At 62.6% G+C, this 20,100-nt stretch carries 18 protein-coding genes; 1 reads left to right on the top strand and 17 read right to left on the bottom strand.

Annotated features, from left to right (window positions below; translation table 11 throughout):
- Window positions 1-2: 2 nt before the first annotated feature.
- From ACN50D_RS02930 to ACN50D_RS02885, 10 genes are all read right to left on the bottom strand, one after another.
- A complete protein-coding gene (locus tag ACN50D_RS02930; RefSeq protein ID WP_204855741.1) occupies window positions 3-1,796 on the bottom strand; it encodes a nickel-dependent hydrogenase large subunit in 1,794 nt (597 codons plus the stop codon).
- Between the two features lie 54 nt (window positions 1,797-1,850).
- Complete coding sequence (locus ACN50D_RS02925; RefSeq protein ID WP_007735073.1) at window positions 1,851-2,966, bottom strand: NiFe hydrogenase small subunit; 1,116 nt, start codon at window positions 2,964-2,966, stop codon at window positions 1,851-1,853.
- Between the two features lie 181 nt (window positions 2,967-3,147).
- Window positions 3,148-3,948: a hydrogenase nickel incorporation protein HypB gene (gene hypB, locus ACN50D_RS02920; protein ID WP_211920320.1), complete on the bottom strand. Its 801-nt coding sequence runs from the start codon at window positions 3,946-3,948 to the stop codon at window positions 3,148-3,150.
- Between the two features lie 2 nt (window positions 3,949-3,950).
- Window positions 3,951-4,280: a hydrogenase maturation nickel metallochaperone HypA gene (hypA, locus tag ACN50D_RS02915; protein WP_073512368.1), complete on the bottom strand. Its 330-nt coding sequence runs from the start codon at window positions 4,278-4,280 to the stop codon at window positions 3,951-3,953.
- A gap of 160 nt (window positions 4,281-4,440) precedes the next feature.
- Window positions 4,441-6,135: a cutinase family protein gene (locus tag ACN50D_RS02910; protein ID WP_064444495.1), complete on the bottom strand. Its 1,695-nt coding sequence runs from the start codon at window positions 6,133-6,135 to the stop codon at window positions 4,441-4,443.
- 181 nt (window positions 6,136-6,316) lie between these two features.
- Window positions 6,317-7,429 carry an alcohol dehydrogenase catalytic domain-containing protein gene (locus ACN50D_RS02905; protein ID WP_211920591.1) on the bottom strand — a complete coding sequence of 371 codons (1,113 nt, stop codon included), beginning with the start codon at window positions 7,427-7,429 and terminating at the stop codon, window positions 6,317-6,319.
- Between the two features lie 28 nt (window positions 7,430-7,457).
- Window positions 7,458-8,816 (bottom strand): M16 family metallopeptidase, encoded by a 1,359-nt coding sequence (locus ACN50D_RS02900; protein WP_003942169.1) that lies wholly within the window; start codon window positions 8,814-8,816, stop codon window positions 7,458-7,460.
- A 127-nt stretch (window positions 8,817-8,943) separates the two neighbouring features.
- A complete protein-coding gene (locus ACN50D_RS02895) occupies window positions 8,944-11,214 on the bottom strand; it encodes a polyribonucleotide nucleotidyltransferase (RefSeq protein ID WP_003942275.1) in 2,271 nt (756 codons plus the stop codon).
- A 452-nt stretch (window positions 11,215-11,666) separates the two neighbouring features.
- Window positions 11,667-11,936, bottom strand: coding sequence for a 30S ribosomal protein S15 (gene rpsO / locus ACN50D_RS02890; protein WP_007735061.1), 270 nt, complete (start codon window positions 11,934-11,936; stop codon window positions 11,667-11,669).
- A 158-nt stretch (window positions 11,937-12,094) separates the two neighbouring features.
- Window positions 12,095-13,075, bottom strand: coding sequence for a bifunctional riboflavin kinase/FAD synthetase (locus ACN50D_RS02885; protein WP_003942148.1), 981 nt, complete (start codon window positions 13,073-13,075; stop codon window positions 12,095-12,097).
- Between the two features lie 117 nt (window positions 13,076-13,192).
- On the opposite strand from ACN50D_RS02885, the gene ACN50D_RS02880 reads away from it, so the two are divergent.
- The gene (locus ACN50D_RS02880; RefSeq protein WP_030535607.1) at window positions 13,193-13,939 is read left to right on the top strand and encodes a metal-dependent transcriptional regulator; all 747 of its coding nucleotides are present in this window, start codon (window positions 13,193-13,195) and stop codon (window positions 13,937-13,939) included.
- 9 nt (window positions 13,940-13,948) lie between these two features.
- Here the strand turns inward: ACN50D_RS02880 and ACN50D_RS02875 are convergent, their stop codons facing one another.
- From ACN50D_RS02875 to rbfA, 7 genes are read right to left on the bottom strand one after another with little or no spacing between them, the layout of a single operon-like run.
- Window positions 13,949-14,425: a GNAT family N-acetyltransferase gene (locus ACN50D_RS02875; protein WP_054781058.1), complete on the bottom strand. Its 477-nt coding sequence runs from the start codon at window positions 14,423-14,425 to the stop codon at window positions 13,949-13,951.
- Window positions 14,422-15,342 (bottom strand): tRNA pseudouridine(55) synthase TruB, encoded by a 921-nt coding sequence (truB, locus tag ACN50D_RS02870; protein ID WP_020907442.1) that lies wholly within the window; start codon window positions 15,340-15,342, stop codon window positions 14,422-14,424. The genes ACN50D_RS02875 and truB overlap by 4 nt, the downstream gene beginning before the upstream one ends.
- Before the next feature lie 24 nt (window positions 15,343-15,366).
- On the bottom strand, window positions 15,367-16,026 hold the full coding sequence (locus tag ACN50D_RS02865; protein WP_003942126.1) for a 4'-phosphopantetheinyl transferase family protein: 660 nt from the start codon (window positions 16,024-16,026) through the stop codon (window positions 15,367-15,369).
- A 13-nt stretch (window positions 16,027-16,039) separates the two neighbouring features.
- Complete coding sequence (locus tag ACN50D_RS02860) at window positions 16,040-16,963, bottom strand: metallophosphoesterase family protein (protein ID WP_007735051.1); 924 nt, start codon at window positions 16,961-16,963, stop codon at window positions 16,040-16,042.
- Complete coding sequence (locus tag ACN50D_RS02855) at window positions 16,948-18,351, bottom strand: MATE family efflux transporter (protein ID WP_054188593.1); 1,404 nt, start codon at window positions 18,349-18,351, stop codon at window positions 16,948-16,950. The genes ACN50D_RS02860 and ACN50D_RS02855 overlap by 16 nt, the downstream gene beginning before the upstream one ends.
- A 10-nt stretch (window positions 18,352-18,361) precedes the next feature.
- The gene (locus ACN50D_RS02850) at window positions 18,362-19,354 is read right to left on the bottom strand and encodes a DHH family phosphoesterase (protein WP_054188570.1); all 993 of its coding nucleotides are present in this window, start codon (window positions 19,352-19,354) and stop codon (window positions 18,362-18,364) included.
- A 12-nt stretch (window positions 19,355-19,366) separates the two neighbouring features.
- The gene (gene rbfA / locus ACN50D_RS02845; protein ID WP_003942248.1) at window positions 19,367-19,846 is read right to left on the bottom strand and encodes a 30S ribosome-binding factor RbfA; all 480 of its coding nucleotides are present in this window, start codon (window positions 19,844-19,846) and stop codon (window positions 19,367-19,369) included.
- Window positions 19,847-20,100: the final 254 nt, after the last annotated feature.

Raw genomic sequence — 20,100 nt, 5'->3', positions numbered from 1 at the left:
GATCACTCCCCGGTCACGGACTGCGTCGGAGAGTGCAACTTCTCCAGGGTCTTGCCACCGCCGAGATACATGTGAACACCACACGGCAGGCAGGGATCGAAACTACGCACGGTCCGCATGATGTCGATGCCCTTGAAGTGGTCTCGATCGTTCTCCTCGAAGATCGGCTGACCCTGCACGGCATCCTCGTACGGACCGGGGGTTCCGTAGCTGTCGCGCGGGCTCGCATTCCACGGTGTCGGTGGGTACGGGTGATAGTTCGCGATTTTTCCGTCACGAATCACCATGTGGTGTGAGAGAACTCCGCGGACGGCTTCGGTGAATCCGCAACCGATACCCTCGTCCGGGACCTCGAACGACTCCCACGTCTTGGTCCGGCCGGCCCGGATCTCGACAAGCGCCTTCTCGGCGAAATGAAGGGCAGCCGCGGCTGCGTACGCCTGGAAATACGTTCGCGCGCGGTTTCTTTCGAGGGTATTGCTGCCATGTTCGGGAATCACCCACTCGAGCGAGACAGGACCCTTCAGTGCTGTTTTCGGAAGATTGATCTTCACACTGTGTCCGGTCGACTCCAGGTATCCGATGTCGACCAGGCCGGCCAGAGCGGTGCTCCACAGACGAGCCAATGCTCCCCCGCCCGTATCCAGAGCAAGGTTGTCTTTTCCGTCGAACCATCGCGGTGACATGACCCAGCTGTACTTGTCCTCGAGGTTCCGCTTCTGCGGGTGAGGGTTGGTGTGCTGATTCCACGGGTGCCTGCGATCGACCGGGTTACCCATCGGATCGGTTTTGACGAACATCTCCTGATCACTCCAGTCCTCGTAATACGAGGAGCCCAGCATGATTCGGATACCGAGGTTGATGTCCACCAGATCCGTGGTGACCAACTTTCCGTCGACAACCACACCGGGAGTGACAAACATCTTCCGGCCCCAGTCGGTCATGTCCTTGTAGGAGAAATTGCAGTACTCGGGGTCTTGGAACGATCCCCAACAACCCAGCAGGGTCCGCCGCAGGCCAACCTTTTCGTAACCAGGCAGCGCCTGGTAGAAGAAGTCGAACAGGTCGTCGTGCATCGGCACGACCTTCTTCATGAATTCGACGTACCGCATCAGCCGCGACATGTAGTCCGTCATCAGTTCGATCGTCGCGACGGTGCCGACGCCGCCGGGATAGAGCGTCGACGGGTGAACGTGCCTTCCCTCCATCAAGCAGAACATTTCGCGAGTCGAACGCGAGACTTGCAACGCTTCGCGATAGAACTCACCCGTGAACGGATTGAGAGTCCGCATGATGTCCGCAATCGTGCGATATCCGTGCTGCTCCTCGTGCGGGCAGCGCGTGTTCTCTGCCTGCGCCAGCACACCGGGATTCGTCTCGGAGACCATCTTCTCGCAGTAGTCGACGGCGACAAGATTCTCTTGAAAGATGTTGTGGTCGAACATGTACTCGGCGGCCTCGCCGAGATTGACGATCCACTCGCCCAGATGCGGCGGCTTGACGCCGTACGCCATGTTCTGTGCGTAGCACGAGCATGTGGCGTGATTGTCACCGCAGATGCCGCAGATACGACTGGTGATGAAATGCGCGTCGCGCGGGTCCTTCCCCTTCATGAACAGGGAATACCCGCGAAAGATCGACGACGTGCTGTGGCACTCCACCACTTCGCGATTGGCGAAGTCGATCTTGGTGTAGATGCCCAGACTGCCGACGATTCGGGTGATGGGGTCCCACGCCATCTCGACAAGACCGTCGCGGTCTGCAGTCGAGGTGGGTTCGGGAACGATGGCCGTCATTGCAGTGCCTCCCAGAGACGTTGCTCACGAACTGATTTGAATGTATCCGGTCGGTCACCACGTACGCGTTGCACCGGTGAGTAATTTCGACCCGCGCTCGCGCCAGTGCGGTTCCTTGTCCAACGTGTGACCGGTGATCCGGCGCAGACTGTGAATCACGGACCCGTACATTCCCACCGCATTGGTGGAGAGTTTGCCGCCAGGTGGTTCATCCATGAACGGCATGAACTTGTCGGGGAACCCCGGCATCGTGCACCCGATACAGATCCCGCCGACGTTGGGACACCCGCCGACTCCGTTGATCCAACCACGTTTGGGGACATTGCATTTCACGACCGGTCCCCAACATCCGAGTTTGACGATGCACTTCGGTGACCCGTACTCCGTCGCGAACTCACCCTGCTCGTAGTACCCACCACGGTCACAGCCCTCGTGAACGGTGGCACCGAAAAGCCACTGCGGGCGCAGGGATTCGTCCAAGGGAATCATCGGCGCCTGGTCAGTGGCCATGTACAGAAGATAAGTCAGGGTCTCGGAGAGGTTGTCCGGCTGAATGGGACACCCGGGAACGCAGACGATCGGGATGCCCGCCTTCGATTTCCAGGTCCACCCGAGATAGTCCGGCACACCCATCGCACCGGTCGGATTGCCGGCCATCGCATGTATGCCGCCGTAGGTCGCACACGTACCGACCGCAACTACCGCAGTGGCTTTCGGTGCCAGCTTGTCGAGCCATTCGCTCGTGGTGACCGGTTGGCCGGTTTCGCGATTGTTCCCGAAGCCGCACCAATACCCCTCGTCGTGAAGTTTCTCGTTCGGTATCGATCCTTCGACAACAAGAACAAAGGGTTCCAGTTCTCCGCGGTCGGCTTTCCAAAACCACTCCAGGAAATCGTCAGCGCCACCCTGCGGTCCGCATTCGAAGTCGATGAGCGGCCAATGAACCGCTACCTGCGGCAGGCCGGGCAAGGCGCCGAGCGCGATCTCCTCGATACTGGGTTGCGTGGCTGCAGTGAGCGCCACCGAATCTCCGTCGCAACTGAGACCGGCATTGATCCACAGCACGTGGATCAGAGTTTCTTCCGCTTTGGCCGCTGCGCTTGCGGGGGTAGCTGCGCTTTCGGAGGCAGGTTCCGCCGTGGTGCCAGCAGTCGATTTTTGTGTGTCCATGTCAGCCGCTTTCACGGGTGCACTTGCGCCTTGACTCTCAGCGCCGCGACTGGCCTGACACGCTATGGCCTCAAGACTCTGTGGCCCCGAATTGCCGCGGCACCGAAACGCTGACGCCACCGGAGTCGAACCTCGGCCCACTTGCGTGGCACCCACTCATTTCATTAACTACCCGAGCAGATCAGTTGTCAACGGCCACCGGAGAAATCGCCGAACGACTACCGATCCACTCGTACCACTCGTCCATGCCCTCACCTGTCGTGGCAGACAAAACAACAACGCGCACAGCAGGATTGAGTATTCTCGCCTGCTCGACGCAGGCATCGACGTCGAACTCGACGTATGGGAGCAAGTCGATCTTGTTGATCACCACGAGGTCCGCGACAGCGAAGATGTGTGGGTACTTTTTCGGCTTGTCTGCCCCCTCCGGCGTCGAAATTAGGACAACCTTGCCTTCCTCGCCGAGGTCGAAGAGCGCGGGGCACACCAGGTTTCCGACGTTTTCGATCAGAAGCAGCGATTCTTCAGCGGGATCCAAGGCGCGCAGTGCGCGGTCGATCATCGCGGCATCGAGGTGACATCCGGCCCCGGTATTCACCTGCACCACCGACGCGCCGGTCTCTCGGATCCGCTCGGCGTCGAGCCGGGTTTCCTGGTCACCTTCGATCACGGCTATCGGTCGCTGACATCCGAGCTCCCGGATAGTTCGCGCCAGCAATGTCGTCTTCCCCGCGCCGGGGGAACTCATGATGTTGAGCGCCGTGATTCTGCGGCTCCGCATCCACTGACGATTGTGAACCGCAATGCCGTCGTTCTTGGCGAGCACCTGCTGCTCGAGAATCACGGTGTGGTCGGGGTGGCCGCGCTCATGGTCATGCTCGTGACCGTGCCTATGATCGTCGTGTTCCTGCTCGTGTTCTCCGTCTGCGACTACCGACACCCGAGGTCCTGTGGTGTCCCCGCACCCACACGTCGCGCACATGCTCAGCTCACTTCCATCGACAGGATCCGTAACTCTCGGCCGGCAAGCACCTCGACATCAGCACTGCCGCATTCACACAGCAAGAACATGTCGGGCGGCGAGAACATCACGCCGCAGCTTTTGCATCGCGCGCTGGTTGCAATCTCATCGATGTGCAAGCTGGCACCTTCGGCGTGAGTACCCGCGGTGACGACGTCGAAGCAGAACAGCAGAGAGTGTGGAACCACCGCGCAGAGTTGCCCTACTTCAAGCCGCACGCTCGATACTCGTCGCTCGCCGGCACGCTCACACACGGCTTCGACCACACTCTGCGCAATGGACAGCTCGTGCACGGTGAAACCCACGATTCGTGATCCGGAAACCTCCCTTCCACGATAAGCACCAACGGTCGCTGTGCGTAACCCGTACACGAAAACAGGCTGCGATCCGCAACTAATTGCGGATCGCAGCCTGTGACAGCGTTATTCGTGTGACGAACGCCGGCGAGAAGGATTACGGGTTCGGAACCGGCACCTTCGTCGTCGTGGTCGTCGACGCCACTGTCGTAGTCGGGGGCGCCGTCGTTGCATCCGTTCCCGCTACCGGTGTGGTCGGAACTGTCGACGTCGGCGTCACTGCCGCCGAACCCGTCGGAGTGGCAACCGCTCCCGATGTGACCGACGCCGATCCTGCCGCAGGCACCTGTGACGTGGTTGCGGGCGCTCCAGCAGATCCCGTGGAGCCAGTGGTCCCGGCCGGTGCCTGACCGGTTCCGGTGCCTTCAGCCACCGCGGCGTCGCCCTCAGCATTGCCGTCAGCCATGTAGGCATCGACAGCAGCACTGATCTGTTCCGGGGTCGGCTTCGCAGTTGTGTCGACGGGCTTTCCTTCCTTCGCCTGCTGGGCGAGGTAGGTGAGCCAGGCCGCTGCGTACTCAGCTGAAGTCAACGGCTTGCCGTTGGCCGCATCCGCATCTCGCCAGTAATCGAAGTGGTGTCCGACGTCTGGAGCGAGTGTCTGCTGGTAGGGGTCGCTCAAGATCACGGGAATCGTGTTCTGGTTGGTAGCAATCAGACCGACAATCTCCTTGAAAAGCTTCTGCGGCAGATATGCCAGCGGAGACACCTTGTCGGTGGACACCGTCTCGCCCTCGGCTACCGGCGCCGGCGCGGGTGTTTTTCCGGGCTTGTACTCCGGATCCGAGACCTTGAGCATCACCTGAAGGAATGTCTCGTCACTCTGCATCCAGTTGGGATTGGACGAAATGTCTGCGAACGCCTCGAAGACGATCTGGCCGAACACCACCGCGACGTCCTGACCGGTGGCCGGGTTCAGACCCTGCGCTTCGAGTTGGTCGATGTTCAACTGCCGACCGACATTTGCCGCCAAGATCAACAGAGAGATGTTGCTGGGAGCCGAGCAGGTGAAGTCACCGTCCGAGCAGAAGGACGCGACCTTGCCGTTCAGCTTGCCGAAACCTCCGGCAGTGCCGGGGAGTACACCTTCGCCAGGTGTCGCGGAGGTTCCGTTCTGGTACTTCGTATTGAAGTTATCCGGGTTCGTGAACGGATTCGTGGCACCGAGGAACGTGCCGTCGCCCGCTTCACGGCCTGCATCCGCCAGCATGACCACACCGACAACCTTGTCCGGGTCGACCCCGAACTCGTTGTTCTCCTGCGTACCGATGTCCATCGCGACGCGACGCACCACATCGGCGCCTTCGCTGTACCCGACGATCGAGAACTGAGTCTTCGGGCATTCCTTGGCGATGGCACTCATCACGGACTGCGTATTTGCAGCGCCGGCAGCGACGGCATCCTCGTAGGACGCCATGTTGGCCGGGTACGCGATGTACACAGCCGCGTACGAGCCGGGCTTGTTCGCGTTGACGGAGCCTGCCGGGTTGATCACCTGGTCGACGCGTTCACTCTTGTAGTCACCGGACAGCGCGGCCGGCAGCGGCTTCCCGTCGGCTCCCAGCAACATCTTCACCGTCGAAGCGTCCGGTGTGTCGTGTCGACCGGCAACCGCAATGCTGACCATGTCGTGACACTCGGTGACCGACGACGTCAATTGTGTCTCGATCGTGCGTGACTCCGGAGAGTCCACAGCGACCGCAACCGCGACCAGTGCGGCCACGCCGAGCGCTGCGGGCGCTACTGCACCCGCCAGTATTCGATGTCGCGAAAAGAACCCACGAACCGGCATATCTTCTCCCCAATCAGCTTTTGGAAAACGTACGACCGACCCCCGGGGCGTCACGCAACGTCATTCGAGTAGTCGTCCAGTACGAGAGGAGCGTTACAACGGGTAACGATTTTCCGCGGCGACTCGGGAGGGCATCGGGGGCGCAAACGCCTCATTTCCGCTGCATAACACCGACGTGCACCTACTCCGCGTCGAAGATAATGACCTGTCGGATTGCTTTTCCGTCGGCGAGTTCGTCCATGCCCGAATTGATGTCGGCCAATTCGATTCGCGAGGAAATGAGCTTCTCGACCGGCAGCTTCCCGTCGCGCCACAACTGCGCGTAGATCGGGATGTCGCGGGACGGGACCGCCGATCCCAGGTAGCTGCCGATGATGGTCCGCGCTTCGGCGACCAGTCCGAGAGGTGAGATCGACGAGCGCGCGTCAGGCGCCGGCAACCCGACCGTGACGGTCGTGCCACCCGCTGCCGTCGCAGCCACCGCTGTCTCGAAGGCCCGAGCATTTCCCGCGGCCTCGACGACGATGTCTGCGCGAACGCCACTCTCGGACAGGCCGGACGGTGTGAAGACCTCGGTCGCGCCCAGTTCCAGCGCCTGAGCCAGCTTGGATTCCAGTGCGTCGACACCGATGACGTTCTCGACCCCGAGTGCCCTCGCCGTCAGGATTGCGGCCATCCCGACGCCACCCAAGCCGACCACCATCACGGTGTCTGCCGGGCGAGGCTTCGCCGCGTTGAGGAGCGCTCCCCCACCGGTCAACACCGCACAACCGAGTACGGCTGCAATTTCGGCCGGGATGTCGTCGTCGACGGGAACAACCGACTTGGCGTTGACCACAGCATGCGTCGCGAAACCCGAAACACCGAGATGATGTTTGACGTACTCGCCGGAGCGCCGCAGTCGATGCGCGCCACCGAGCAAACTGCCGTCGTTGTTGGCAGCGCTACCCACCGTGCAAGGCATCCGGCCGTCAGTGGCGCATCCCGCACATTCACCGCACCGCGGAAGAAAAGTCATCACGACGCGGGTGCCCACCGACAACGAATCAACTCCGTCGCCGAGTTCGATGATTCGACCTGCCGCCTCATGGCCCAACAACATCGGCACGGGTCGTACCCGATTGCCGTCGACCACGGAGAGGTCGGAGTGACAAAGCCCGGCAGCTTCGATCTTGACCAGGATCTCACCCGGGCCCGGGGATTCGAGGTCGAGTTCCGAAATCGAAATCGGAGTCGACTCTGCGAAGGGACGCTTCCGGCCGATCTCTTCGAGCACTGCACCACGGATCTTCAACTGCACACCCCGATTTCGATAGTTCGAACTACTTGCCCACGATCCCGCGTACCGACGCGGGGAGGTCACGAACCCGCTTGTACGGACCCACGACGGCGGCTGCAAACGGCCTCGTCAAGAGCACCTGCGCCACCTCGAGCACCTCTTCGGAGGTGACTGCGTCGATGGTTGCGAGCGTCTGAGCAACACTGCGATGGTTGCCGTAGTTCAGTTCGCTGCGACCGATACGGTTCATGCGTGAGCCTGAATCTTCCAGTGCCAGAACCAATCCGCCGCGCAGCGATCCCTTGGCGCGGGCGATCTCGGCATCGGTGATTCCGTCCGTCGCCACGTTCGCGAGTACCTCGCGGATCACCGTGGCAACCTCCCCGAGGTTCTCCGGCTGGCAACCTGCATACACGGAGAACGCTCCGGTGTCCGCGAAGGTGTCGACGCCCGAATAGACGGAGTACGCAAGCCCGCGCTTCTCCCGAATCTCTTGGAAAAGACGAGAACTCAGCCCACCGCCCACTGCGGCGTTGAGCACCGACAGCGCCCAGCGATGGCCCTCGTGCCGGCCGAACGCGCGTACCCCGAGCGCAAGGTGGACCTGCTCGCTGTCGCGGTGGGTCAAGCTCAGTTCAGGCATCGTGCGCAACCGCAGAGTGCCTTCGCGCCGCGGCGCCGGCTTGACCCCGCGCTCGAGATGTCCGGCAAATGCACGGCGAGCGAGCGTCACTACCTGCTTGTGGTCGACGTTTCCCGCTACGGCCAGCACCATCCGCTGCGGTGTGTAACGCCGAACATGGAAGGAATGCAACTGATTGCGCGACATCGACTCGATCGATTCGACGCTACCGATGATCGGACGGCCGACAGGATGATCGCCGAACAACGCGGTCAGGAACGCGTCGCCGAGCAAGTCTTCCGGATCGTCGTCACGCATCGCGATCTCTTCGAGCACTACTTGCCGCTCGACATCGACGTCCGCGGTTCTGCAACGCCCTCGCAGCACGACGTCGGCGACAAGGTCAACCGCCATCGGAAGGTCGTCGTCGATCACGTGCGCGTAGAAACAGGTGTGTTCCTTCGACGTGAATGCATTGAGTTCGCCGCCCACACCATCCATGACCTGCGCGATGTCCAACGCCGTCCGTGACGGCGTCGACTTGAACAGCAGGTGCTCGAGAAAATGCGCGGCACCGGCCACACTCGGCTGCTCGTCGCGCGAGCCGACTCCGACCCACACACCGACGGAGGCGGAACGCACACCGGGAATGAACTCGGTGACGACGCGCAGGCCGCCGGGAAGGACCGTGCGCTGTACTCCGGATTCGGGAGTCGCATCGATCGGAGATTTCAGCACAGCGCTGCGGCTGCGCGTGGTGTTGGGAGTGGTCTTTGCCATGAAAAGGTTCAGCAGTCCTCGGTGCAAGTGGTCAATCAGGTATCTACAGGCTCTGTGTCTACAGACAGTACAGATGCGGCCCCGCACGGAAATCCGCGCGGGGCCGCATCAGAGTACGAAGTGAGATCTACTCGGAAGCAGCCTCGTCGGCGGCCGGAGCGGCAGCCTCGTCGTTGCCCTCTTCGACCGGGATCAGCGAGATCTTGCCACGTGCGTCGATGTCAGCGATCTCGACGCGAATCTTGGATCCGACGTTGACCACGTCTTCGACCTTGGCAATGCGCTTACCGCTGCCCAGCTTCGAGATGTGCACCAGTCCGTCGCGTCCCGGCAGGAGCGAAACGAAGGCACCGAAGGCGGTGGTCTTGACGACCGTGCCCAGGAACCGCTCGCCGACCTTGGGGAGCTGCGGGTTGGCAATGGCGTTGATCATGTCGATCGCGGCCTGTGCAGACGGTCCATCGGTGGCGCCGACGAACACGGTGCCGTCGTCTTCGATGGAGATGTTGGCACCGGTCTGCTCGGTGATGGAGTTGATCATCTTGCCCTTGGGGCCGATGACCTCACCGATCTTGTCGACGGGGACCTTGATGGCCGTCACGCGGGGAGCGAACGGGCTCATCTCGTCCGGGGTGTCGATGGCTTCCGCCATGACCTCGAGGATCGTGGTCCGTGCGTCCTTCGCCTGCGAGAGTGCACCGGCGAGGACCTGCGACGGGATGCCGTCGAGCTTCGTGTCCAGCTGCAGGGCCGTGACGAAGTCCTTGGTACCTGCGACCTTGAAGTCCATGTCGCCGAAGGCGTCTTCGGCGCCGAGGATGTCGGTCAGCGCGACGTAGCGGGTTTCGCCGTCGACCTGGTCGGAGACCAGACCCATGGCGATACCGGCAACCGGAGCGCGAAGCGGCACACCGGCGTTGAGCAGTGCGAGCGTGGACGCGCACACCGAGCCCATCGAGGTGGAACCGTTGGAGCTCAGAGCCTCGGAGACCTGGCGAATCGCGTAAGGGAACTCTTCGACGCTGGGCAGAACCGGCATGAGAGCGCGCTCGGCGAGTGCACCGTGACCGATTTCGCGACGCTTCGGCGAACCGACGCGGCCCGTCTCACCGGTGGAGTACGGCGGGAAGTTGTAATGATGCATGTAGCGCTTGGTGGTCTCGGGACCGAGCGAGTCGACCTGCTGAGCCATCTTCACCATGTCGAGAGTGGTGACACCCAGGATCTGGGTCTCGCCACGCTCGAACAGTGCGGAGCCGTGTGCGCGCGGGATGATCGCGACCTCGGCGGACAGCGAACGGATGTCCGTGACGCCGCGGCCGTCGATGCGGAACTGATCGCGCAGGATGCGCTGGCGAACCAGCTTCTTGGTGAGCGAGCGGAACGCTGCTCCCAGTTCCTTCTCGCGGCCTTCGAAGTTGGGTGCAACCTGCTCGAGAACCTCGACCTTGACCTCGTCGGTCTTGTCGTCGCGTTCCTGCTTGCCGGCGATTGTCAGTGCGGCATTGAGCTTTTCGGACGCAGCAGCCTCGACGGCAGCAAAAACGTCGTCCTGGTACGCCGGGAAGACCGGGTAGTCACCCGTGGGCTTTGCAGCCTTGGATGCAAGTGCTGCCTGTGCAGCGCACAGGCGTGCGATGAACGGCTTGGCGGCCTCGAGGCCCTCGGCGACAATGGCCTCGGTCGGTGCCTGAGCGCCGTCGGCGATCTTCGCGATGACGTTGTCGGTGGCCTCGGCCTCGACCATCATGATCGCGACGTCGGCGTTGTCACCGCTACCGGAAACGACGCGGCCGGCGACGACCATGTCGAAGACGGCGTTCTCGAGCTGATCGACCGTCGGGAATGCAACCCACTGGCCGGTCTTGTTCTCGTCCGAGACGATGAGTGCAACGCGCACGCCACCGACGGGTCCGGAGAACGGCAGGCCCGCGATCTGCGTCGACGCGGAAGCAGCGTTGATGGCCACGACGTCGTACAGATCCTGCGGGTTGAGGCTCATGACCGTGACGACGACCTGGATCTCGTTACGGAGACCGTCGACGAAGGACGGGCGCAGCGGCCGGTCGATGAGGCGGCAAGTCAGGATCGCGTCGGTGGAGGGGCGTCCCTCACGACGGAAGAACGAACCGGGGATGCGGCCCGCTGCGTACATACGCTCTTCGACGTCCACCGTCAGGGGGAAGAAGTCGAAGTGCTCCTTGGGGTGCTTGCTGGCGCTCGTGGCGGACAGCAGCATGGTCTCGTCGTCCAGGTAAGCAACGACGGCGCCGGCGGCCTGCTGAGCAAGGCGTCCGGTCTCGAAACGGATGGTGCGGGTACCGAAGGACCCGTTGTCGATCACGGCGGTGGATTCGAACACGCCTTCGTCGACCTCTACTACGGAATTCTCTGTCATTCTTTTCTCTTCACTTCCCTCTCGTCTTCGCCGTACCCGCGCGGGCGTTTCCACCCTCCTGGTGGAAACTGCGCACCGAGGGACGTCCCCCTCTTGAATTGCAGACGCTCCTTGCGATGCGAGCGATTTCTGCTTCGGGACGTCACGACGTTCGGGCGGCCGTCGATCGAAGTCCGCCGGAGCTTTCGGGCACTTGCCCGGTCCGGAGAACCACTACCGACAACCGACACCACGTTCTCTGGTGCATACGGTGTGCTGGCTGCGTACTGCACAACTGCGCCTAGACAACTGCGCCTGGACAACTGTGCATAGCGCCGACAGCGGAAACTGCCTTGCGGCAGCTAACGCCGAAAGCCAGCGAAGCCCAGTATATGCGTGGCTTCGCCGGCTGACGGAGTGTTCGGCAAACCGAAGCATGCCGTGTTGCTTTCGATCAGCGTCGTGAGAAAAATCTAGCGACGCAGGCCGAGACGCTCGATGAGCGTGCGGTAGCGAGCGACGTCGGTCTTTGCCACGTACTTCAGCAGACGACGACGGCGACCGACCATCAAGAGCAGTCCACGACGCGAGTGGTGGTCATGCTTGTGGGTCTTGAGGTGCTCGGTGAGATCGGTGATGCGCTTGGTGAGCATTGCCACCTGAGCTTCAGGCGATCCCGTGTCGGTCTCGTGCAAGCCGTACTCGCCGAGAACGGCCTTCTTTTCTTCCGTGGTCAATGCCACTTGATTCACTCCTGTGATGACGTTTGCGTGAAAGGAACTAGATCGGGCGCGGCCACCGCAAACCGCAGCACGCACCGAGAGAAGATCCTACCAGCAGCAATGAGGCGCTCTCGCCCACCTGGAGCGAATGTGGCGGCCGCCACTGACACAGGAGGAACTCAACCGACGCTACGTTCTGCATCCTCACTCAGAATCCGGCGTGCGCGTTCGACATCTCGGTTCATCGCCGTGATGAGCGACTCGATCGAGTCGAACTTCTCCATACCGCGAATCCGCGAAACCAGGTCGACCGCGACGTGTTGTCCGTACAGGTCTGCTTCGGTGTCGAGAACGTATGCCTCGACGGTTCGGGTCCGGCCGGAGAAGGTCGGATTGGTACCCACAGACACCGCGGCTTGGTATCGGCGACCGGGAACGACGGTTCCGAGTTCCTCGCCGGCACCGAGCACCGTGAACCACGCCGCGTACACGCCGTCGGCCGGAATCGCCGAAAACATCGGCGGTGCAACGTTGGCCGTCGGGAACCCCAACTCGCGTCCACGCTTGTCACCGTGGACGACCACACCTTCGACACGATGTGGACGGCCCAGAGCTTCGGTAGCCGCTTCCATGTCGCCTGCGTCGACGCACGAGCGGATGTAGGTCGACGAGAACGTCACCGCATGCTCGGCGAGCAGCTGGACGCCGTCGACGGCAAAGCCGAAGCGAGCGCCCATTTCACGAAGAAGATCGACATTGCCGAGCGCCTTCTTGCCGAAGGTGAAGTTGTCCCCCACCACGACCTCGGCGACATGTAGACGTTCGACGAGAATCTCGTGGACGTAGCGCTCCGGCGTCAGCTTCATGAAATCAGCGGTGAACGGCATCACGCAGAACACGTCGATGCCCAGATCCTGAGCCAATTCCGCACGCCGTTGCAGCGTCGTCAACTGGGCTGGATGACTACCCGGCCGCACAACCTCCATGGGATGCGGGTCGAACGTCATCAACACGCTCGGAACACCACGTTTGCGGGCAGCGGTAACCGCTCTCGCTATCAATTGGGCATGCCCACGATGCACACCGTCGAACACACCGATAGTGAGCACACAACGACCCCAATCGGCCGGAACTTCGTCGAGACCACGCCATCTCAGCACGATTGGCAGCCTACGGGTCCACCGGCGGCGGGTCACGTTCGGACCCGCCCAGCGAATCACCGCTGTGCTGCCGATCACGTACGGAAGTTCCGGATTTCGTAGCCTAAGCTAAGCGTTGTGGCAGCTCACAAGACCGGAACCTCGGAAGCATCATCGACGTCGGACGGCGACAGCACTTCGGCGCACGACGCGGCAATCGACACGCTCGCACTCTCGTCGGTGGCCCAGGACTACCTCAAGGTCATCTGGACTATCCAGGAGTGGTCCCACGAGCGGGTTTCCACCAAGCTCCTGTCCGAGAAAATGAGCGTCTCGGCCTCGACGGTCTCCGAGGCGATCCGCAAACTCTCGGACCAAGGCCTGGTCGATCACGCCCGCTACGGATCCATCGCCCTGACCGACAGCGGCCGCGCCGCCGCCGTCTCCATGGTCCGGCGCCACCGGTTGATCGAGACCTATCTGGTTCAGGAACTCGGATACGGCTGGGACGAAGTCCACGACGAGGCCGAAGTCCTCGAACACGCCGTTTCCGATCTGATGATCTCTCGGATGGACGCCAAACTGGGCTTCCCCGAACGTGACCCGCACGGTGATCCCATTCCCGCCACCGACGGTTCGGTGCCGACTCCCCCGGCCCGCCAGCTCAGCGACTTCGCCAACGGTGAGCGGGGCCGCGTTGCCCGGATCTCCGATTCCGATCCCGAAATGCTCCGGTACTTCGATTCCGTCGGCGTCAGTCTCGATGTCGAGATCACCGTCGAGGAGCGCCGCGATTTCGCCGGGACAGTGTCCGTTCGACTCGGCGACAGCCCCAACACCATCGACTTGGGAAGTCCAGTCGCTCAAGCAATTTGGCTCGTCTAGCCGAGGTAGTCAAAGCGGCAGTCGGTATCGGCGTTCCACGGGCCGGACGCCGTCGATCCGGGTCCAGTCGGCGAGCCTCTCGTCGACGTACACCCACCCTCGACGCTCGTACAGTGCGATCGCCGGCAGAGCGTCGTCGACGACGGCGAGCACCAGTTCCAACCGACTCTCGGCTGCGAAATCCGTCACGGCATCGAGTAGCGCATCGCTGAGGCCGTTTCCACGTGAGCCAGGATGAACGAACAATCGCGACACGGCTATCGATCCCGCGGTTGTGGGCGCACCTGCGACCTCGCTGTCGACGGCCACATGACCGACAACACGACCGTCACTCTCACCGACCCACGCCTTCACCACCGTGGGCGAACTGAGCCAGCGGCGCGGGTGTTCCGGCCACGTGTTCGGATATCCGTCGCACTCGTGGACCTGTGCCAGCGCATCGACGCAACCGTCGAGGTCGCCGTCGACACGCTCGCGGACGATCACCCGCGAAGCGTCGCCGGTCGCACGACCATCACCGAACTGGCGCGTCGACCCTTCTCCTGCAGAAGCGCAATCGTGTGACCGGTGGGATCGATCGCCGCACAGATCCCCTTCATCCCGATCGGCTCGAGCCAGCGCCCCTGGCTGATCGCCTCGGCTTCCTCCGCCGTGATCTGCCGATGCGGAAAAGCCGTCTGCGCGGCCTGATCGATGTCGAGGCTCACACCCGGCTGATCCGCGAGATCTTCGAGCGTGCGCGCATGTTCGAGAGTGAACGGCCCGACGCGGGTGCGGCGCAGTGCCGTCAAATGACCGCCGACGCCCAATTCACGACCGAGGTCGCGGGCAAGCGAGCGGATGTACGTACCGGACGAGCACTCCACGTCGACGTCCAGATCGACGAAGCCACCCGGGACATCTCGCCGAGCCAGAACCTCGAAAGTCGACACCGTTACCGGACGCGGCGCCAGCTCGACGGTTTCTCCCGCACGCACCAGAGCATGTGCGCGCTGACCGTCGACCTTGATAGCGCTCACGCTTGCCGGGATCTGCTTGATGTCCCCGGTCAGCGTGGCCACGATCGCCGCGATCTCCGCGTCCGTCACCTGCGAAGCGTCTGCGGAGGTCAGGACCTCCCCCTCGGCATCGTCCGTGTCCGTCGCTGCCCCGAGGCGAATGGTCGCCGAGTACGCCTTGGTTGTCAGCGCCAGGAGTCCGAGCAACTTGGTCGCACGCTCGACGCCGAGAACGAGAACACCGGTCGCCATGGGATCCAGCGTCCCGGCGTGTCCCACCTTCCGGGTGTTCAACAACTTGCGGCACCGCGCGACCACGTCGTGGCTGGTGATACCCGCCTCTTTGTCGACAATCAGAATTCCGGCGCCGACAAGACCGGAGGAAGGCTTTTCACGAGCTGACACGTGTGCCGATTCTGCCAGTCGCGCTCACTGCACCGAAATTGCCGTCAGGATGAGTCCGTCCGACACCAACCACCTGCCGTCGAAAGAGGTGAGCGGCGGACCGGACGTCGCCTCACCGGGGACCAGCAGACGCGAGTTGAAAGTGCCGGACGTTTCCGACTCCGCCTCGAACGTGATGTGGGCGTCCTCGAAACCCAACCAGCGCCCGGTGAGCGGAAACCACGCCTTGTACGTGGCTTCCTTCGCGCAGAAGAGCACTCGATCCCAGTGCACCGGACCGCCGGTTTCCTGAGTGTCCAACCACGTTCGTTCCGCCTCGATGCTGACCGCGGGCAATACCCCGTCCGGCAGCGGGCCGTGCGGTTCGGCGTCGATACCGAGTGAGCGGACCTGCATGGAGTACGCCAGGACAGCGCCGCGGTAGCCGTCGCAATGGGCGAGGCTCCCGACCACTCCCTGCGGCCAGAGCGGCGCACCACGCTCGCCGCGCATGACAGCGGCAGACGGAACACCGAGCTTGCCCATCGCCTGACGCGCAAGGTGCCGGGTGGTCACGAACTCGCGACGACGTTTCTCGACCGCGCGGCCGATCAACGCCTCCTCACTGGGGTGCGGAACCAGACCGGGCGGATCCACGAAGGCCTCGGCCGTCGCAACTCCACCGGGAAGAATCTGTTCGATCACGTAGCGATACCTCTCAGCGTGCGGCGCGCATGCGCTCGACTTCGGCTTCCTGCTCCGGCGTGACCTTGAAGTGGCCACCCCACTTGTTGAGCGTTCCCGGCGGGTACTCCGGAACGGGAAGAATCTGACGCAACAACTTCTCCGGCAGTCCACGCCGACGCCACTCGCGCGGGTATCCGAGTGAGACTTCCTCGAAGCGGACGCCGTCGTAGTACGTGGTTCGAGGGATGTGCAGGTGCCCGTACACCGAGCACACCGCGTTGTACTTCACGTGCCAGTCGGCGGTAGCGGTGGTTCCGCACCACAGTGCGAACTCCGGATACATGAGTACGTCCGTCGGCTGCCGGACCATCGGGAAATGGTTCACGAGAACGGTTCTTGTTCCTTCGGGAAGCGCATCCAACCGCGCCTGGGTGTACTCGATCCTCGCCCGGCACCATGCGTCGCGCGTCGCATACGGCTGCGGTGAGAGTAGGAACTCGTCGGTGGCGACGACGTTCTTGTCACGCGCGATCTCGAGCCCGTGTTCCTTGTCTCGCGCACCTTCCGGCAGGAAGGAGTAGTCGTAGAGAAGAAACATCGGGACGACCGTGACCGGTCCCTCGTCTCCCTCCCACACCGGGAACGGGTCCTCGGGTGTGATGACGTCGAGTTCGCGGCACATGTTGACCAGGTACTCGTAGCGCGGCGCTCCGTGAATCTGAACCGGATCCTTGGCGGTCGTCCACAGTTCGTGGTTGCCCGGAATCCAGATGACCTTTGCGAATCGGCTGCGAAGGAGCTTCAACGCCCACCGAATGTCGTCAGTTTTCTCGGAAACATCTCCGGCGAGAATGAGCCAGTCGTCAGGCGAATCCGGAAACAGTTCCTCCGTCATCGGCTTGTTGCCGTTGTGACCGACATGAATGTCGCTCACCGCCATCAGCTTTGCTGCCACGATCCCTCTGCTTCCTCAGTTGAACTTCCGCGCTTCGCCGTCGCCGGACCTGTCACTGCCCACTTGCCGGAAAACGCTCGCCACGACACCGCGACCATCCGAAGTACTACGAACACGGTAAGCCCTGCCCAAATTCCGGCGAGCCCCCAGTCGTAGGCGAGAGAGAGCCAGATCGCGGGCAGAAACCCGAGAACTGCGCACAGCATGGTCGCGTTGCGCAGAAACACCACGTCCCCGGCGCCGAGTAGAACACCGTCGAGTGCGAAGACGATTCCCGCCACCGGCATGATCGCGACGAAGAACCACCATGCGATCGACATCTGACCGAGCACCTCGGCGTCGGACGTGAAGAGTCCGGGGATCACGGAGTGGCCGGCGGCGAAGAAGATCGCGAGCACCACGGCAAATACCGTCGACCATGCGGTGATCCGCCAGGTCATCCTTTTCGCCGCGGCTGCGAATCCACCGCCGAGCGCCGCTCCGATCAGCGTCTGAGCTGCGATCGCCAATGAATCGAGAAGGAGCGAAACCAGGTTCCACAGTTGGAGGACGACTTGGTGTGCACCGACTACAGCCGCACCGAACCTCGACGCCACTGCAGCCGCGGAAACGAAACACGCTTGGAATGCGAGGCTGCGCAGAATCAGGTCACGGCCCATCAGCATCTGCGCCCGCATGATCGCAAAATGTGGTCGAGCCGAAACCGGTTCACGAAAGAGCGCCCAGGCGAACAGCACACCCGAAACACTCTGGCCCACCAGATTCGCAACAGCTGATCCTTCAAGTTCCAGACGCGGAGCACCGAGCAAGCCATGCACCAGAATCGGACACAACACCGCCGAAATACCCAGGCCGACAAGGACGAACCGCAGCGGTCGCACCGTGTTCTGAACCCCGCGCATCCAGCCGTTGCCGGCCAGGGCCACCAGGATGAGTGGAACACCCAACACCGCTATCCGGAGCCAACTTTCCGCAGCCGCGGCGATGTCGGGAGTCCCGGCCACCGCCGAAGTCAGCGGGCCGGCGATCACCTGCACGATCACGACCAAGGCCAAGCCGATCGCGGCCGCCAGCCAGGTCGCCTGAACACCCTCACCCACCGCGTCGCGCTCGCGGCCCGCCCCGTGAAGCCGTGCGGCCCGCGCCGTGGTGCCGTACGACAAGAAGGTCAGCTGCGTACTCACCAACGACAGGATCAGACCACCGACTGCCAACCCGGCCAGCGGGAGTGCCCCGAGTCGGCCGACCACGGCGATGTCGAACAACAGATAGAGGGGTTCGGCTGCCAGCACCCCGAGTGCCGGAAACGCCAGGGAAAAGATTCGTCGCCCAGTGACGTCGAAATCAGCTGCCGAAGATCCCGCCGAGGTGGCGTCAGATTCGCTCAATGCCGCGGATTCAGCCGAGTGCCGCGACGAGCGCGGCAACAATCTCGTCGCTGGAACTGGTCGACGTGTATCCGGCCGACAGCCGATGTCCGCCGCCACCAAGACTTTCAGCGACCGCCGACACGTCGATCGCCGACTTTGCACGCAACGAGATCGACCAGCTTCCGGAAACCGACTCCTTGAGTACTGCGGCAACTTCGGCTTCCGATGTGGTTCGCACGATATCGACGACGCTCTCGATCTCCTCGGAGCGAAGATCGCCGATGTCACTGCGTCGGATGACCGCGTACACCAGCCCACGGCCGTCCGCGGCTTCCGGGACCAGCACCGCGGACCCGAGTACCGAAGCCAGCATCGGCAACCACCCGAACGGATGGGTGTCGAGCAGCTTTCGCGCAATCGCGTCGCCGTCGATGCCGGTCGCCAGCAAACGCGCCGCGAGCACGTGCGGAAGCGGACCTCCCCACCGGAAGGAGCCGGTGTCGGTGACCAGTCCGGCATAGAGACAGTGCGCGATATCGCGATCGATCGCGACTCCCCACGCATCGAAGAATCGTGCGATGAGCGCCGTCGTCGAAGCCGCGGCTTCGTCGACGACGTTGATACTTCCGAATTCGGAATTGGAGCGATGGTGATCAAGGACGATCGTGCGATTCGCGCCGGCGAGTCGACTCGACAACTCACCGAGACGGCCCTCGCTGCCGACATCCACCGTCACCAGTACATCGACACTTTCCCGAACATCAGTGGGCGCCACGAGCAAGTGGAGACCGGGGAAATCGCGCATCGACTCGGGCAGCGCCGACGGCCGACTGAACGCGACCTGCACCGAAATGCCCCGACGCTCGAGAACGAGACCGAGCGCAAGTCCGCTGCCGATCGTGTCCGCATCCGGCTGCACATGGCAGAGAATTGTCACCGTGTGTGCCGATTCGAGAACCTCGGCCACCTGAGCGAACTTCGCCTCGCAGGGGTCGACGTCCGAAAGTGCGGTGATCGTCATTCTCGGTGCGCGTCAGTCGGCTTCACGAACATCTGGCGACGCCTCGTCTTCGTCCGAAGCCACTCGCGGCTCCTTGTACGGATCTGCATCTCCGGCCGGCTGTGCATTCTCACGCGCCTTGGCGACCTCGTCGTCGGCGGCCTTGGCACGGGCCAGCAGTTCTTCCATATGACGCGCGGTGTCGGGAACGGTATCGGCGACAAACGTCAGAGTCGGTGTGAAGCGAACTCCGGTTCCGGCACCGACCTTCGAGCGCAGAACACCCTTGGCCTTCTCGAGACCTGCGGCGGCGGCTTCCACATCGGGTGCGGAATCGACCTTCTCGCCCATGACTGTGTAGTACACCGTCGCGTCGTGCAGATCGTTGGTGACCTTGGTGTCCGTGATGGTCACGAATGCGAGTCGCGGATCCTTGATCTCGTGATCGATCGCGGTCGCGACGATGGTTCCGATACGCTTTGCCAACTTGCGTGCCCGGGCTGGATCTACCATGACTGTCAGTCTCCTCTACCTGGCCACTCGAATCGAGGTGACTCGATCGATCAAAGTTCTGGTTAACAAGAATTATTACCGACAACAGTCTCGTCCATCGGCTACCCGGCAACCAAATCACCATCGGTAGAGGTCTTCGACCACGAGCCACCGCCGCCAGGGCCGTCGTCGATCTCCACAGTTGTCGCATGCGTCGAGCGTGAGCACAAACACCGCCACCGTTGGTCCCGAAGCCACCGAATCCCTTGCCGACG

This window comes from Rhodococcus sp. SB1D (genome assembly GCF_048573875.1).
Taxonomy (GTDB): domain Bacteria; phylum Actinomycetota; class Actinomycetes; order Mycobacteriales; family Mycobacteriaceae; genus Rhodococcus_F; species Rhodococcus_F qingshengii.
Note: the sequence above shows the minus strand (reverse complement) of the source record. Positions and strands in the feature narration are given on the sequence as shown.

Bases quoted from the DNA above. Each gene is read 5' to 3' on its own strand.
- ACN50D_RS02895 (WP_003942275.1), bottom strand. From the start codon at position 11,214: ATGACAGAGAATTCCGTAGTAGAGGTCGACGAAGGCGTGTTCGAATCC.
- ACN50D_RS02850 (WP_054188570.1), bottom strand. From the start codon at position 19,354: ATGACGATCACCGCACTTTCGGACGTCGACCCCTGCGAGGCGAAGTTC.
- ACN50D_RS02925 (WP_007735073.1), bottom strand. From the start codon at position 2,966: ATGGACACACAAAAATCGACTGCTGGCACCACGGCGGAACCTGCCTCC.
- hypB (WP_211920320.1), bottom strand. From the start codon at position 3,948: ATGTGCGCGACGTGTGGGTGCGGGGACACCACAGGACCTCGGGTGTCG.
- ACN50D_RS02910 (WP_064444495.1), bottom strand. From the start codon at position 6,135: ATGCCGGTTCGTGGGTTCTTTTCGCGACATCGAATACTGGCGGGTGCA.
- ACN50D_RS02900 (WP_003942169.1), bottom strand. From the start codon at position 8,816: ATGGCAAAGACCACTCCCAACACCACGCGCAGCCGCAGCGCTGTGCTG.
- ACN50D_RS02930 (WP_204855741.1), bottom strand. From the start codon at position 1,796: ATGACGGCCATCGTTCCCGAACCCACCTCGACTGCAGACCGCGACGGT.
- rbfA (WP_003942248.1), bottom strand. From the start codon at position 19,846: ATGGTAGATCCAGCCCGGGCACGCAAGTTGGCAAAGCGTATCGGAACC.